Annotated in this window: 12 protein-coding genes; 4 read left to right on the top strand and 8 right to left on the bottom strand. The window is 36.7% G+C overall.

Annotated features, from left to right (window positions below; all coding sequences use genetic code 11):
- Positions 1-65: 65 nt before the first annotated feature.
- From AC6ER9_RS05770 to glyS, 3 genes are all read left to right on the top strand, one after another.
- The gene (locus AC6ER9_RS05770; RefSeq protein WP_497073849.1) at positions 66-1,760 is read left to right on the top strand and encodes a tetratricopeptide repeat protein; all 1,695 of its coding nucleotides are present in this window, start codon (positions 66-68) and stop codon (positions 1,758-1,760) included.
- Positions 1,761-1,860: 100 nt separating this feature from the next.
- Positions 1,861-2,802: a glycine--tRNA ligase subunit alpha gene (locus AC6ER9_RS05765; protein WP_497073848.1), complete on the top strand. Its 942-nt coding sequence runs from the start codon at positions 1,861-1,863 to the stop codon at positions 2,800-2,802.
- The gene (gene glyS / locus AC6ER9_RS05760; protein WP_497073847.1) at positions 2,802-5,024 is read left to right on the top strand and encodes a glycine--tRNA ligase subunit beta; all 2,223 of its coding nucleotides are present in this window, start codon (positions 2,802-2,804) and stop codon (positions 5,022-5,024) included. Before AC6ER9_RS05765 ends, glyS begins: the two co-directional genes overlap by 1 nt.
- Before the next feature lie 1,467 nt (positions 5,025-6,491).
- Here the strand turns inward: glyS and AC6ER9_RS05755 are convergent.
- The 8 genes from AC6ER9_RS05755 to AC6ER9_RS05720 form a co-directional block, all read right to left on the bottom strand.
- A complete protein-coding gene (locus tag AC6ER9_RS05755) occupies positions 6,492-6,986 on the bottom strand; it encodes a F0F1 ATP synthase subunit B (protein ID WP_497073846.1) in 495 nt (164 codons plus the stop codon).
- A gap of 11 nt (positions 6,987-6,997) precedes the next feature.
- A complete protein-coding gene (locus AC6ER9_RS05750; protein ID WP_497073845.1) occupies positions 6,998-7,564 on the bottom strand; it encodes a F0F1 ATP synthase subunit B in 567 nt (188 codons plus the stop codon).
- Positions 7,565-7,687: 123 nt separating this feature from the next.
- A complete protein-coding gene (locus tag AC6ER9_RS05745; protein ID WP_005773968.1) occupies positions 7,688-7,918 on the bottom strand; it encodes a F0F1 ATP synthase subunit C in 231 nt (76 codons plus the stop codon).
- Between the two features lie 50 nt (positions 7,919-7,968).
- Positions 7,969-8,727: a F0F1 ATP synthase subunit A gene (locus tag AC6ER9_RS05740; protein WP_497073844.1), complete on the bottom strand. Its 759-nt coding sequence runs from the start codon at positions 8,725-8,727 to the stop codon at positions 7,969-7,971.
- A 7-nt stretch (positions 8,728-8,734) separates the two neighbouring features.
- On the bottom strand, positions 8,735-9,169 hold the full coding sequence (locus AC6ER9_RS05735) for an AtpZ/AtpI family protein (protein ID WP_497073843.1): 435 nt from the start codon (positions 9,167-9,169) through the stop codon (positions 8,735-8,737).
- A 729-nt stretch (positions 9,170-9,898) separates the two neighbouring features.
- Positions 9,899-11,323, bottom strand: a complete 1,425-nt coding sequence (der, locus tag AC6ER9_RS05730) for a ribosome biogenesis GTPase Der (RefSeq protein WP_497073842.1) — start codon at positions 11,321-11,323, stop codon at positions 9,899-9,901.
- Positions 11,324-11,327: 4 nt separating this feature from the next.
- A complete protein-coding gene (locus tag AC6ER9_RS05725; RefSeq protein WP_497073841.1) occupies positions 11,328-11,999 on the bottom strand; it encodes a DUF2659 family protein in 672 nt (223 codons plus the stop codon).
- Between the two features lie 582 nt (positions 12,000-12,581).
- A complete protein-coding gene (locus AC6ER9_RS05720) occupies positions 12,582-14,354 on the bottom strand; it encodes an SLC13 family permease (RefSeq protein ID WP_497073840.1) in 1,773 nt (590 codons plus the stop codon).
- Between the two features lie 350 nt (positions 14,355-14,704).
- On the opposite strand from AC6ER9_RS05720, the gene AC6ER9_RS05715 reads away from it, so the two are divergent.
- Positions 14,705-16,411 (top strand): aq_1923 C-terminal domain, encoded by a 1,707-nt coding sequence (locus AC6ER9_RS05715; RefSeq protein ID WP_497073839.1) that lies wholly within the window; start codon positions 14,705-14,707, stop codon positions 16,409-16,411.
- Positions 16,412-16,504: the final 93 nt, after the last annotated feature.

Here is a 16,504-nt window from a genome sequence, read left to right as displayed (position 1 = left end):
CAAAGTAATGAGATATGATCTATAAACGACACAATCAATTGATTATCTTGAAAAGGATTAGCTCCATGTGTTCTGCAACGGTAGTCCGAATTTTTACCCTCTTTATTGTGGGTATCATGCTGATGCTATCCCCTACCTACAGTAAAATAAGCACAGCGACTCACACAACCTCATTTACAGGTGCATATCTCGCTGGAATGGTTGCAAATCATGAAAATAAAACAGACCTCGCCATCAATTATTTTAAACAGGCACTCGTCTATCAACCCAACAACATTGAAACACAAAAAGAGCTCCTTGAAGCTATGCTCTCGGTGGGAGACTTTAAAGGAGCTGTACAACAAGCCAAAAAGCTCAAAGAGCAAGATGTTATAACGCCCTTTGTTTCCCTAACATTGTCAATAGAAAGTCTCATCAAAAAAGATTATAAGAATGCCAAGCTCCTCCTGCAATTAAAAGAACGACCAACATCCAATAACCCAATATTTGAACTCATCAGTGCTTGGATTACATTTGGATCTGGACAAAAATCTCAAGCAATCACTGAGCTTAAGAAGCTCAAAGAGCCAGTTTGGTATGATCTTTTTATATCCTATCATCTAGCACTTATGAGCGACCTTGCAGAACATCCACAAGATGCAAAAAAATATTTCATTAAAGCACTAAATAACAAACAGGGGACTCTTACCGCTCCTAATACCTATGAACGTATTATTGCAGCCTATGCCTCATTCCAATTGCGCCATAATATGCACAACCAAGCTCTTCAGACAATCCAGCATGGCGAACAAATGTTGTCAGGTCGAGATGTCCTTAAAAACTTTCGAGAAAAAATTGAAAAGAATGCTTTCTTAGAAAGGTCGATTAAAACACCTCAACAAGGAGCAGCCGAGGTATTGTATAATTTTGGAACATCTCTCAACTCCCAAAACTCAGGGCGCATTGCACGTATTTTAAAACAATTATCTTTCACCTTATACCCTCAAAATGACGCAATACTCTTTCAGCTCGCACAAATTTCTGCTAAATTGGGTGATCCTCATCAAGCTATTAAACTTTATCGCGCTTTATCCCCTAAATCACCTTATTACAAAGATGGTCAACTTCATCTTGCGTTCCTTCTTGCCAATAACAATAATTACAAAGAAGCAATAAAGTTGCTCACATTGTTAAATAAAAAGTTTCCTAATGATCGTAACATTTTGATAACACTTGTTGCTTTTTATATGCAGAACAATAATTTTCTGGAAGCCACGAAAACTCTAGACCATGCTATTGCCCAAGTAAAAAACTTTCAGCAAGATGATTGGAAGCTTTTTTATCAACGTGGTATTGCTTTTGAACGTCTAAAAAAATGGCCAAAAGCAGAAATTGACTTGCGAAAAGCCCTTGAATTTTTTCCAAACCAACCCCAAGTTCTTAATTATTTAGCCTATTCCCTTGTGGAGAGAGGTGAGAAGCTTGAAGAATCGCTCTACATGCTGAAAAAAGCTTCTGCTTTGCAAGCTCATAATAGTTATATACTCGATTCTTTAGGATGGGCTTATTATAAATTAAAAGAATATAACGAAGCAGTGCAAATATTAGAAAAGGCTGTCAGACTACAACCAGAAGATCCAACATTGAATGATCATTTAGGAGATGCCTATTGGAAAGTTGGGCGTAAACGGGAGGCCATATTTCAATGGAATCATGCAATTGACGGACAACCAGAAAATTCTAAACAAATTCAAGAAAAGTTGAAATTTGGTTTGCAATAAATGATGCTTAACCGTAAACCACATGAAATAATAGATGTCATAGAAACTAAGGTTTCTTTAATCGCTATCTGTATTATTCAATATTTAAAGAGTATAAAGCGTGAAACTGCCTGAGCACCTTAACCCTAAACGTTCTTTTCAAGGACTAATCTTAACTTTGCAAAATTATTGGGCTCACTATGGATGTGCCATTTTGCAACCTTACGATATGGAAGTCGGCGCTGGAACTTTTCATCCAGCAACCACACTACGCTCTCTAGGTCCACGGCCTTGGAAGGTCGCTTATGTCCAACCCTCTCGACGTCCAACAGATGGCCGATATGGTAAAAATCCAAATCGTTTACAACACTATTATCAATTCCAAGTTCTTCTCAAACCCTCTCCGCCTAATCTACAAGAACTTTATATCAAATCGCTACAAGCGATCGGGCTTGATACAAAACTGCATGATATTCGCTTTGTTGAAGATGATTGGGAAAGTCCAACCCTTGGCGCTTGGGGGCTGGGATGGGAATGTTGGTGCGATGGGATGGAAATCTCTCAATTTACTTATTTTCAACAAGTTTGCGGCATTGAATGCACTCCAGTTTCAGGAGAACTCACATATGGTCTTGAGCGTCTAGCAATGTATATTCAAGGGGTTGATAATGTCTATGACCTTAACTTTAATGGTTTGGAAGAAGAAAACAAAATAAGTTATAGAGATATTTTTCTACAGGCAGAGCAGGAATATTCATATTATAACTTCGAATTTGCTGATACAAAATTGCTTCACCAGCATTTTATCGATGCTGAACGCGAATGCAATGCACTTCTTAATGCAGGAATCCCCAATAAAGAAAATACATTCCATCGCTGTGTTTTTCCTGCCTATGATCAATGTATTAAAGCGAGTCATATCTTTAATCTTTTGCAAGCACGTGGCGTTATTTCTGTAACCGAACGACAAAATTACATTCTTCGCGTTCGTGATCTCGCGCGCCGTTGTGGGGAAGCCTTCTTACTCACAGAAGCTGGACAAATATACACTGGAGAGGCCTAATGTCTGATCTTCTTCTTGAACTTTTCAGTGAAGAAATCCCTGCACGTATGCAACGAAAAGCGGCTGCTGATCTTAAAAAAGCTGTTACAGATCAACTTGTGAATGCTGGGTTGACCTATAAAGCAGCTCGTGAATATTGGACACCTCGTCGACTAACATTGGACATACGCGGACTTTCTATACGTTCAAAAGATATCCATGAGGAACGCAAAGGTCCCTCTACAAAGTCACCACAGAAAGCCATTGATGGTTTCTTGCGTGCAACGGGGCTTAACGATATTTCTGAAGCCCAGATTGGACATGATGACAAAAAAGGTGATTTTTATATTGCTAAAATTGTAAAAAAAGGCCGTGCAGCAGAAGAAATTATTGCAGATATTTTACCGAACATTATCCGCAACTTTCCGTGGCCAAAATCGATGCGTTGGGGAAAAGATTCCGCAAAAAGTGGTGCTCTAAAGTGGATTCGACCTTTACAAAATATTCTTTGCGTCTTCGGACCAGAAATTGGTGAAACGCATATTATTCCGTTTACAATTGGTTCTCTTAAAAGCAGTAATCTTACTTATGGTCATCGTTTCTTAAGTGATGGAAAGCCATTCCAAGTACGTCGCTTTGATGATTATGTGACGAAACTTGAAACCCACAAAGTCATCCTAGATGCCGAAAGACGAAAAAATATTATTTTAGCAGATGCCCAAAATCTTTGTTTTGCAAACGGTTTAGAACTGGTTCAGGACGATGCCCTCTTAGAAGAAGTTTCTGGTCTTGTTGAATGGCCTGTTATCCTTATGGGGAACTTTGACAAATCATTTCTTGATATTCCTCCAGAAATTATTCGCTTGACCATTCGAGCCAATCAAAAATGTTTTGTCACCCGTAAACAAGGAGAAAAAGTAAAACTTTCTCATCATTTTATTCTCGTTTCTAATATTCTTGCAAATGATGAAGGCAAAGAAATTTCAAAAGGAAATAGTAAGGTTGTCCGTGCCCGTCTTTCTGATGCACTCTATTTTTGGCAAACAGATCAGCGTGATTTGCCCGATATTCAACATTTAGAATCTTCTATAAAAAAATTTGATCTTGATATAAAGAAACCTCTCGATCAAAGAATGGCGCGACTTGATCATTTGAATGTAACTTTTCATGCCAAATTAGGGACGCAAGGTGCAAGAGTAAAACGGATTGCTAAACTCACGCAAAAAATTGCCCCTTTGATACAAGCAGAGCCTCTTTTAGCAAAACGTGCAGCCATCCTTGCAAAAGCTGATTTGCAAACAGAAATTGTCGGAGAATTTCCTGAACTACAAGGGATAATGGGGAAAAAATATGCCCTTCTTCAAGGGGAAGATCCTCGTGTAGCTGAAGCCATTGAAGAGCATTATAAACCTCAAGGACCAACAGATCGTCTTCCGCAAGAACCTCTTGCTATAACGGTTATGCTCGCCGACAAAATTGACATGCTTGTTGGCTTTTGGCTCATTAATGAAAAACCAACAGGCTCAAAAGATCCCTATGCGTTAAGACGAGCAGCCTTAGGAATTATTAGGCTTGTCCTTTCATGCGACTGGCAAATCGATCTTATGCCACTGTTTCAGTTTGCAGCGAATCTTTTCTTACAACAAAAAAATAAATATGAAATTTCTCAAAGCGAAAATTCACAATGGCAAAATCTACTTCCTGAAAAAACAGACTATATTTTATCAGATCTGTTATTCTTTTTTCATGACCGTCTGAAAATCTATCTAAAAGAGGAAGGGGCTCGTTATGATGCCCTTGAAGCCGTTTTAAATAAAGATTCTGATGATTTTTTATTGGTTGCACGCCGTGTCGAGTCGCTGATTGCTTTTATCAATACAAATGACGGAATGAGCTTTGTAGCCTCTGTAAAACGGACTGCGAATATTCTTGAAAATGAATTTCAAAAAAGCACAACGATCGCAAATGAAATTAATCCTGAACTCTTTGTGGAGGAAGAAGAAAAGCAGCTCTATCATACAGTCTGTGAAATAGAAAAAAAGATTCTTAATCCTATCAATGCAATAAATTTATCGATCGCGCTCAGTGTGCTCGTACCACTTGGAAAAGTCATTGATCTATTTTTTGAGAGAGTATTGGTGAACGATAAAAACCTTAATGTGCGCGCTAATCGTCTTGCTCTTCTCAAACGTACCTACACGCTTACACAAGCGGTTGCAGATTTCTCGAAACTTGTCCTTTAAAACAAAAATGTTCTGTTAACGAATAAAAATAATAGAGATAAATTTTTTATTAATGGATATTTCAAAATATTATATGAGCTATTGATTAGAATTGTATATCATCATCTTATATTGAATAATACAATTGGATACCGTAGGATTCTTGCATTTTAAATCTGTTTATATTGAATTAATTAAAACCGCTCTCTTACAACACACCATAAGCGCCCTTATTGCATCGCGCAACATATTGAAAAGGAGTTAAAGCTCTCCCCATGAGCTATGCCAAATATTGTTGCAAAATAAGAAGAATTAGCCAAATAATATAAATGCTGTCAGTTCGCATTTTTTAAATGAAACAATGATGATGCCTCATAGATTTTATATACTCTACAGAAGGATGCGATTATTCACAGATGTTGTTGTAAAATAAAGAAGGAACATGTGTTGAGAAATATCCTTTTAAAATAAACATATCAATGTGTAGAACATCTGTATTCTGTAAGTTAAGATGCCTTTGGGGTTCTTATTCACAGTCTTCTTTAAAGAAACATTTCTTCAGCCACCTAGCCCCATTTTTCGACAGCGTCCATAATGATAAAGCCCGTTGAGTCCAGCTATCTTTACGCTTATAAAAGAAGCGTGCAAGCACCGTCATACATCATTTTTATCAAATAACCAATGCCGACAACTCTTAAGTACTTGAGACGACTGATAAGAAATAATCCTTTCTTGTACAATTTTTCTACAAATCACCCCCTGCCTGTAACATGCAAAAAAATGATTTTGCTCGATTCAACATGGCACAGATTTGAAATGAAAAAATCTTACCGTATTCAAGGTTCTCATTCAAATTGAACGGCAGTAAATTATCATTATAAATCAATATATAGCATGTTAAAGTATCTGTTTTTTATAAAAAACGTGCTTCCATTTAAAAACATTTCTCTATAAATTTTGAGGTCACTTTAAAAAATCGTAAAATCCCAAGTATAAACGACACTTTGTAATGATTGATTAAATCATCGAGAAACAAATTTATTGATTTATAATCATCAATTTATCGCTTTCTCATACTGAGAATATAGAATAAAAAATTTTTACTTTAAACTCTCCCATCATGAGTCAGAATTGTCTTCATAAGAGAGATAACAACAGATAAAAAGATTTCTTGAAAAATATGAAAGCTGTTTTCCATAAAACCGCTAAACATAAAAGCAGTTGCCTCATGTAAAAATCGTCACAATATCTTAACTTATAACATAATCACAGTGTTTGCTGATTGTTTCGTAAAAACCTAAACAATGGCACGCCTAATTATAATCTTCATAAGTAAAATAAAAAGACAAATCTAAGCTAGAGAATATGAATTCTCTAAATTCAATGCCTACCCCATTCAAGACTAGCTATCACAACATAATAGATAAAACATTTAATATTGAAAAAATTATGCACCTAAAAAAGCAGCTTTTTATCTCTAAAATACTATTAATTAAGATGTGTTTTCATTTTGTTTAATGTTTCTTTTGAAAGAGCTTCTTTAACGAGTCCATCTGTCCTGTTAGCATCTAATTCCTTTGCCATAAGGATACGTGCCGTAGAAACTGCTAAATCGATAGCCGATGAAGAAACCATGCGTACTGCATCGGCTTCTGCTTGAGCAATTTTTTGCTCTGCCAATTTATTGCGGTTTTTTACATATTCTTCTGCTTTTTTACGAGCCTCAGCAATAACAGATTCAACTTCATGCTTTGCCGCTGCGATAATTTCTTGCGCATCTTTTTCTGCTTCTGCATGTTTGCGTTGATATTCAGCTAATATTTCCTGCGCCTCTTCGCGAAGACGCAAAGCTTCATCAAGCTCCTCTTTGATACGCTTCGCACGTGCATCAAGATGGTGTATAATTTTCTGTGGAATTTGGAAATAGACTAAAAGAGCTAAAAAAAGAACTAACCCAACAAAAGCCCAAAAAGTATCACTCATCTTTGTCTTCCTCAATAATCCACAGTTTTAACAACTGAACGAACAGCCTCTTTACTGATATCAACATCAATCAATTTTTTCACAATTTCAAGGGCAACTTCTTCAGCGATAGAACCAACATTTTGCATTGCTTTATCCCGAATTTTTGCTATCTGTTTTTCAGCATCTGCAAGTTTTTTTTCTAAACTCTCCTCAATTTCCTTCCGTTCAAGCTCAGCCTTTTGTTTTAATTCTTCACCAGCCGCTTGTGCTATCGTGTGAGCTTTCAGACGCGCTTGTGCTAATTCACGCTCATAAGTTTCAACAACAGTATCTGCTTCCTGTTTCATGCGCATTGCCTGATCTAAATCAGAGGCAATTCGATCTCGACGTGTTTCAATAACACCACCAATACGCGGCGCAATCACACGAGAGATAAACAGATAAAAAAGTCCGAAAGAAATGGCCAACCAGAAAAAATGCGAACTAAAATGAACAAAATCAAAAGGTGGAAACACACGATTTGCATGCTCTGCCACTTGCTTGATATGTTCTATCGACGTTTCAGTATTCTGTGCATAAGCGCTGGAAACAAACATCTTCCTTCATCCCTTAAATAGCTTAACCCTCTATAACCAATGATAACGTACATTTTTCCGGTTAAGAGCTAAAAGGGTAAATTTTTCCTCATAGCGAGAACAAACATACCCTTTTGATGACGATCAAACCCCAAAAAGAAGTAACAAAGCAATAAGCAATGAAAAAATACCCAAAGCTTCTGTCACAGCAAAACCAAAGACGAGACGTCCAAACTGACTATCGGCTGCTGATGGATTACGTAACGCACCAGAAAGATAGCTTCCAAAAATATTACCAAGTCCTAAAGCTGTTCCAGCCATACCAAAGCAAGCAAGACCAGCTCCAATATATTTTGCAGCAAGCACCATTTCCATATTATTCTCCTTTAAAGCAAAATTGTACTCTCCGACGGAAATCCGCCAGTTTAATGTCCTGGATGAATTGCATCATTAAGATACATACATGTTAAAACTGTAAAGACATAAGCCTGAAGAAATGCAACCAAAAACTCAAGAGCCGTAATCGCTACAGTCATAATAAGAGGCAAAACCGAACCACCAATACCTACGATTCCCACCCCAATCATTGAAACAACAAACCCCGAAAATACTTTGAGCGTAATATGACCAGCAAGCATATTCGCAAAAAGACGAAGTGAAAGACTGATGGGGCGAGAGAGAAAAGAAATAATCTCAATCATTGTTACGAGAGGTAAAACAACAACAGGAACCCCACTGGGAACAAACAGTTTTAAAAAACTGACTCCATGTTTATAAAAGCCATAACCAATCACCGTCAAAATAACCACCATTGCCAACGAAAACGTGATCATGATCTGTGAGGTCACCGTATAAAAATAAGGAAAAAGACCAATAAAGTTAGCCACTAAGATAAAAGTAAAAAGAGAAAAAACTAAAGGGAAAAACTGCATTCCCTGCGAACCAGATGATTCTCGCAAAGTCGATGCGACAAACTCATAGGCCATTTCTGAAAGAGATTGCATGCGCGTTGGAACCAATCCACGACTTGAGGATGAAAGGAAGAGAAAAATAGAAGTTACAACAACGGTAATGACAGTAAACAACGATACATTTGTAAAGGATAAATCTATATTCCCTATGGAAATATTAATCAGCCGTGAAACCTCAAACTGATGAATAGGATCTGGAGCGTGCGCCGTCACTTCAACCTCATTTATCGGACCTCTTATGGGCCTCTTTATCTTGTTCATCTTGGCGCAATGCGCCTTTTTTCCCTAACTGACTGGAGGGAATAGTCCCCACAGCACGAAGAATATTCAATATGCCAGCAGCAAAGCCAAGGAAGAGGAAAAATACCAATCCCCAAGGCCATGAACCTGTTAACCTATCAAACCCTAACCCCAAAATAACACCAACGATAACACTTGCCAGAAACTCACTGGAAAGTTTAATTGCATCTGCCATCCTTCCTTGTGACTTTCCCCGCTTATTCTTATGTTCTTTCTTCTTTAATGCTTGTTTGCGCACTAAAGCCACGCTTAAGTTCTTACTACGACATTTCAAATCTTCTGAATGAAAACACTCTCTCTGCTTTCTCTCTTCAGCCTCTTTGCGGCTTGTAACGGGTTTTTCGCCCATAGCCATTATTGGCTCCCTAATCAAAAAGCAAAGTGAAAATGCATCTCATAAAATCGTGTGCATCATATTGTTCCCGAATTTATTCGTCAAGATATTAAAAGAAATCTATCACAATTTATCGTATAAATTTTATCGTATAAATAACACATTTTTTCAATTCATGTGCTTTTTTAAAAAGATACTTCTTAAAATTTCCAAACCAGTTTCATGACAACATCCGTAAATGGGTAAAAGCCTCCATGATAATATAAAGCTCATAGGATTATTCTCATAACTTATGAAGTGACAAACCAGCACCATCAAACACTTTGCTAACTGCCAATGTTGTAATAGATCTCGTCTTGAAAAAATATTGAAAATTAAAAGATAATTTCAAGATTCTTTTCAAACGAGCATCCTCATTGTATTCCCCTCTCCTCATAGCGCTTCTGTTTTTGCATTAGAATAATCCCTTAAGAGGATTATATGCTCTTCCTGAAATATTTCCGATTAAATTCTTCTATAACATGCAAGTAAAGAATCTTTATCAAAAAATAATTAAAACGAGAAAGCTCTATAATGCTCTGATGATTAATAACCTTAGTAAATAGGGAATTTTTTCCTTTTATGAAGAGAAAGATGATAATCGTTTGTTGAGGTTATCAATTCATTTTCTATAGTTAAAACACTCTAAACAACGGAAAAGCTTATTTTTAAAGTTCGGTAAATTTCATTCACTTTAAAATAAAAGAAGTCTCATTTCTTTTTAGAACGTGTCGCAAAAGGATTATCAGAGGCTCGTAATGATAAACGAACTGGAATACCAAACATATCAAACGCTTCACGTAATCCATTGACAAGATAACGCAAATACGATTGGGGCATGACTTTGGGGCGCGAGCAAGAAATCATAAAGCCAGGAGGACGTGTTTTCACCTGTGTAATATACTTAACCTTAAGTCGACGCCCCGAAATTGCAGGTGGTGGATGATGTGTTACAACAGTTTCAAGCCACTGATTTAATTTAGCCGTGGAAATGCGACGATTCCACACGCGGTGCATCATCATGATATTTTCCATGAGTTTATCAATTCCTTGACCATATTGTCCCGATAAAGGAATAGCCCTCAAACCGCGAACTTGAGGGAGAAATCGTGCGCATTTTTCATGCAAATCAATTAATGTAGCCTGACTATTTTCAATAAGATCCCACTTATTGAAAGCAATAACTGGAACACGCCCTTCACGAATCACAAGATCAACAATTTGTAAATCCTGCTTTTCAAAAGGTATTGTTGCATCAAAAACAATGACCACCACTTCTGCAAAACGAATAGCACGCAAAGTATCAGCGACCGATAGTTTTTCTAATTTTTCTTGAATTTTTGATTTTCGACGTAAACCCGCAGTATCAAAAAGTTTAATATGACGACCACGCCATTCCCAATCGACAGAAATAGAATCGCGTGTTAACCCTGCTTCTGGTCCTGTTAACAACCGATCTTGCTTCAACATACTATTGATCAGGGTGGATTTCCCTGTATTGGGCCGCCCCGCAATGGCAATTCGAATAGGCTTACTTTCATCGTAAATAAGCCCCTCTTCTTCCGAAGAATTGACATCATACCCACTAGACGCTGGCTGTATCATTATATCTTCTTCTTTGTTGTTGCCAAAAGCGCGCTCTAACCCAACAGCGTCTATAATGGCATCACGAAGATCACTCAGTCCCAAACCATGTTCAGCCGATATTGGACACGGCTCCCCCAAACCCAATGACCATGCCTCATACTCTCCCCCTGTTGCCGCTTTTGACTCAGACTTATTGGCAACAAGAACAATCGGTTTTCCTGATTTGCGAACTAATGAAGCAAAATTTAAATCACTCGGTGTTATTCCGCTCTTTGCATCAAATAAGAACAAAACAAGATCTGCCTCATCAATCGCAGCTTTTGTCTGAGAACGCATCCGCCCCTCAAGTGTATGATCTCCAGCTTCTTCCAACCCAGCTGTATCAATCACATCAAAACGTAGATCTTGAAGTTTTGCCGCATGAATGCGCCGATCACGTGTTACACTCGGCTTATCATCAACCAAAGCCAATTTTTGCCCAACCAAACGATTAAAAAGTGTTGATTTCCCAACATTGGGACGACCAACGATAGCAATGGTAAGGCTCATCGATTTATTCCTTATTTGTCTTGCCCTCAGCTTGCATAAGCTCAAGCATCATTCGAGCCCTATCTGTTATTTTTGATCCCAACGCACTATCTGCAGAAATTTTCTGAAAATAATCAACGGCCTCATCAATCTCCCCTGCTTTATAAGCAGCTAAGCCTAAAGCCTCTCGTGCAGATAGACGCATAGGATCAATATCATTTGCCATATCTTTTACACGCTTTTTGACATCATCCAAGGTCCCTGTATCAACTAAAATATAGGCTGATCGAATTTTCGCTACTTTCCGCAAAATCTGCGGTGCTTTCTCATCCGCTGCAACAGAATCAAAGATCTCCATCGACTTGATAAGATCACCTTGCTCCATGCGTAAAGAAGCCTCCCGCAAACGGGCAAGAAAAGGATATGCCCCGAAATTAGAGTTTTTAACACTCTCCAATTGCTTTATTGCCTTATCAAAATCACGTGTATCCGCAAAATTAAGACTTTTGACAAATGCATCACCAATATGGCTGGCTTTCTTTATTTGCATATGATGATAAACTTGATAAATAACTATCATCAATATGAAAAGAATAATCGCCCCAATAATTGAAAAACCATAACGTCTCCAAAAAGCAAGCGCCTTTTCCTGACGAAACTCTGCATTAACTTCAGCAATAAAACTATCATACGACATATAATATACCTTGTAAAAAAATTTACTTTCTACACTTTTACGCATAAAGGGACAAAGATGGTAGTCCTAAATTAACGAAAAATCTCTACATTGTTCATTTATTTATTTCAAATCGACATGTAACAAAATCAATTATATTTTTGCAACTCTCTTAATCAAAAACGATGTAAAAGCCCTTTTGGTTCGCATGACTGCTTTTACATCCCTTGTGTCTTATAAACTTTGAGTCTTATAAAAAAGATTATGACCTTAATATTCTCACATGCTTGTTGATAGTATTAATCATTCTTTCCTAATTCAATGTATACCAAAGATAATTTTTTAAAGTCCTTTAAAAAACTGATACCTTATCTTTGGTTTTAAAGTTGTATTAAACATGCACAATCTTTACCAAAAACGATAGCCAAAGTTTTCTGACTAAGACCAAATAAAAAATTATCACCTAGCTGAAAAAATACTAGAGTGTTATTAAAAACACGTTCCCCAAACTTCAAAGATTTTTTTACACAAAAGATACCTCTCTTCATCTTCATACGATTAAAACCTTTTCGTAATTGATACTCAAGGCTTTTGAAAAGCATCTTATTGTAATGGCCAAACCCACATAAGCATAGGAACAGCAACAATAATGATCAACACCGCTAATGGAGCCCCCAGACGTGGATAATCACTAAAACGATATCCTCCTGGCGCCATCACAAGCATATTACTTTGATGTCCAATAGGTGTAAGAAACTCACACCCCGCACCAATGGCCACCGCCATCAAAAAAGCTTCAGGTTTATAATGAAGAGAATGCGCAAAACTTGATGCTATGGGAGCGACCATCATAACCGTTGCTGCATTATTCAAAAATGGTGTGACCAACATGGCTGTTACCAACATCAGTGCTAAAGCACCAGAGGGCGGGAAAAATATTGCCAGTTGGCTCAACCATTGACCAATAAGGTCTGTACATCCTGTTTTTTCTAACGCTTCACTCACCGGAATAAGAGCCGCTAATAGGACTAATATTGGACCATCTAATGCCTGATACAGATCACGCGCGGGTAAAACGCGAAAGATAACCATTGCAGCAGCAGCAGAAAAAAAAGAAAAAGCAACTGGAACAATATGAAAAGCTGTAAAAATAATGGCTATAAATAAAATGGCTAAAGATATAAAACCATGTCGTAAATTTCCAAACACAATATTGCGTTTTGCTAGGGGTAAACATTTCAATTCCCTTAATAGATTTGGAATAACCGCATCTTGTCCTTGCAAAACAATCACATCCCCAAGATGGAAAATAATATCATCAAGTCTTCCTCGCACTCTTTCATGTTGACGACTTAAAGCAAGCAAATTGACATTATAGTGATCAAATAGAGAAAATTCTTTCGCACTAATGCCAATAAGAGGCGAGTTATGCGTGATAACCGCTTCAATAATATCAATATCACTGTCTTTATCACGTTTAGAAAGAGTTCGCTCCTTAGAAAACTCTAAACGAGCAGAATTCATCACACTATCTATTCCTGTGTGCGACCCTTCCAGCAAAATAATATCGTTTTCAGACAAAACAAAATCTGGCAATGGTGAAATCGATACTTTGTTTCTGATAATTTGAAGCACCATAACATCACCACTTGATGGCTTAACCAAATCAACAATACTTTTCCCCACAATCGGTGAATTTATTGGAATGTGCACTTCTGCAACATAATTACGAATATCAATGGCATCATCAAACGATCCACCTGAACGCACACGCACAGGCAAAAGCCAATAAAAAAAGACCAAATATAAGACACCAACCGCCGCAATAACCGCACCAACTGGTGTAAAATCAAACATCGTAAAAGGTGTTCCTGCTAAACGTTCTTGCATCGCTGAAATAACAACATTGGGTGATGTTCCTATCTGTGTCATAAGCCCCCCTAACAAAGAACCAAAGGCCATAGGCATTAAAAAGACAGAAGGAGAAACCTGAGAACGACGAGCAAACTGAAAAGCGATCGGAAGCATAATAGCTAAAGCACCAATATTTTTAACAAACATTGATAATAGGACAACAGAAAGAACCAAAAAAGCTAATTGAAGACGCACCGATTTCACATCTGGCCATATTCGTTGAATAATAAATTCCATGACACCAGAGCGTGATACAGCTGTACTGACAACAAACACACTCCCCACGATAATAACAATATCATTACTAAAACCGCTAAAAGCTTCCTTTGGGCTGACAAGACCAAGAGCACACGCTATTAATAATGTACAAATAGCGACAAGATCATACCGAAATCGATCCCAAATAAAAACAACCATCATGAGACCAATAATCAAAAAGGCCATTATTTGATTTTCTGTCATAACACTTAGCTCTCCCCATTAAATCATCATGAACAAAAACATATCTTTTATGTTTTAAATGTTCCTATAAACAGCAGCAAGATAAAAGCAGAAATAGGGATATTTTAGGATAATTTAAAGTGATAAAAAATATGATGTGTATAAACTTACCTCTCCTTAAATTATGCATGCTTTTTTATAACATTCCAAATCCAAAGAAAATCGATAAAAGTTGACAAAGTGATATTGCAAAAAAGATGAGAATAATTCTAATATAGAAAATAGATGACTGTTGAAACTGGTACACGCTATATTTTAACATTTGTCGTTGCTTAAAAGAGTTTATCTTCACTCTTTAAAGAGTGATAAAAATGAAAGAAGAAAGAATGGTCAATCGTAATAGTGGGTATCAAAATTATCTAAAATATTGGCTCGCTTACATTGTTGGATTTTTTGCTATCTTGGCAAATATAGTTGTTGGTGGATTTTATATTGCAAAACCCTATCTTGACAGTTTTGTAAAAAAAGAGATAGCGCGCCGTTCCATAAAAGCAAAAAAATCTGAAGTCACCATTCTGGGTAAAGTCAATTTGAAAAATGTTATACTCCCCGTTCCGGCTGGTATATCACTTAAAATTGGTGCCATTTCTGCCCGTCCTCCTCTTTCTTTTATTCCTGGAACTTTTACATTTTATAATGTTGATTTAAAGTATAATAATATTCATGTAAAAATTCCGCAAATTTCTCTTAAAAGTGTATACATAAAAGGAAAAGATAGAACAATCACATCACATCTTTTACAATCAGTGATGCGTATTAGTCTTGCTTCAATTACTGCACCAAATATACAACTTTCTATAGAAAATGAAAAAAAACGCACAGAAACGATTGAATTTAAGAATTTTCAGCTTTCTGATTTTAAAGGCGGCCATATCCGTTCCGTTAGCCTCAAAAATATGGATCTTAAAACGGTTGCAGTCAATGGTAATAAACAGATGCAGCTGACAGCTAAAAGTGATACAATAAAAGCCCAAGACATTGACATCAATTATGCCTATTCTCTCATTTTCGGAACAAATAACGTTCTCAATAAAGGAAAAACCGTCACTGGCCCTATTTCTATGAGCAATATCAGTGTCGATATTTTTGAAGAAGCAGAAAAAAATAGCACTTTCTCCCTCGGCCAATTTAAAACATCTGGTCTCAAGATGAAACCGCTTGAACAAACCCCTGAAAAATTAGTCAAAGCTTATCTTAATGCAAGAAAAGAGAATAATAAAATTGCAGAAAAAGCAGCACAAAATGGTCTCTTGCTAAACATACTGCTCGCCATTACCTCAGCAGATGCCAAAGTTGATAATGTCACCGTTGATATCCCATCATTGAAAGCAACTTTAGAATCATTCCACTTTAAACCAAGCTTATGGAAACATCCTATCCCCAAAAAGCTTTTTCTTTCTCTCAATAACCTTTCCGTTCTACCTAAAAAAATGAATGAAAAAGATTTAGAATTTTTAAAAAAGATAGGATTTGAACAAATTGATATTTCAGGAAAAATTGATATTTCTTACGATGAAAAAAAACGTATGCTCTTTCTTGATGCAATGTCTTTCAATATGAAAGACGTTGGATCTGGAAACATATCAGCTAAAGTTATTGGTGTTGATGAAACGCTTTTTTCTGGTCAACAAAATATCATGATTGCTGCTTCTCAAGGCCTTGGCATCAATGAAATTGATATAAAATATAGGGATGCCGGTTTCATTAATGAGCTTTTTTCTTATCTTGCGAAAAACCTTAATGACAGCCAACATGACCTTAAAAAGGAACTCTACGACGATTTCTATTTAATAATGACGCAAACCCCAAAAATATTGCTAAAAAACCATGACGAAGCAGAAAAAATTTCAAAATCTTTAGGTGAATTTGCTAAAAACCCGCAAACATTGATCGTTAAAATTAAAGCAAAAGATAATAAAGGGCTCACAATGGTTGACCTTGAATCCGCTCTAAAAAATGATCTATCCAAGGTTTTAAGTAAAGTAGATCTCGCTATTAAAAATGAAGCATCACCTTAAAAATAGTATGCTTTAATCATGATGATCTTCTTTATAAACTTCAGAACTTTATTTCTCTTTTTATTTTTATATGATACAGAAAACACCATGATA

The sequence above is a fragment of the Bartonella sp. SL317 genome (assembly GCF_059687655.1).
Note: the sequence above shows the minus strand (reverse complement) of the source record. Positions and strands in the feature narration are given on the sequence as shown.

Coding starts and splice junctions, on each gene's coding strand:
- AC6ER9_RS05770 (WP_497073849.1), top strand. CDS start 66: ATGTGTTCTGCAACGGTAGTCCGAATTTTTACCCTCTTTATTGTGGGT.
- glyS (WP_497073847.1), top strand. CDS start 2,802: ATGTCTGATCTTCTTCTTGAACTTTTCAGTGAAGAAATCCCTGCACGT.
- AC6ER9_RS05755 (WP_497073846.1), bottom strand. CDS start 6,986: ATGAGTGATACTTTTTGGGCTTTTGTTGGGTTAGTTCTTTTTTTAGCT.
- AC6ER9_RS05750 (WP_497073845.1), bottom strand. CDS start 7,564: ATGTTTGTTTCCAGCGCTTATGCACAGAATACTGAAACGTCGATAGAA.
- AC6ER9_RS05745 (WP_005773968.1), bottom strand. CDS start 7,918: ATGGAAATGGTGCTTGCTGCAAAATATATTGGAGCTGGTCTTGCTTGC.
- AC6ER9_RS05735 (WP_497073843.1), bottom strand. CDS start 9,169: ATGGCTATGGGCGAAAAACCCGTTACAAGCCGCAAAGAGGCTGAAGAG.
- der (WP_497073842.1), bottom strand. CDS start 11,323: ATGAGCCTTACCATTGCTATCGTTGGTCGTCCCAATGTTGGGAAATCA.
- AC6ER9_RS05725 (WP_497073841.1), bottom strand. CDS start 11,999: ATGTCGTATGATAGTTTTATTGCTGAAGTTAATGCAGAGTTTCGTCAG.
- AC6ER9_RS05720 (WP_497073840.1), bottom strand. CDS start 14,354: ATGACAGAAAATCAAATAATGGCCTTTTTGATTATTGGTCTCATGATG.
- AC6ER9_RS05715 (WP_497073839.1), top strand. CDS start 14,705: ATGAAAGAAGAAAGAATGGTCAATCGTAATAGTGGGTATCAAAATTAT.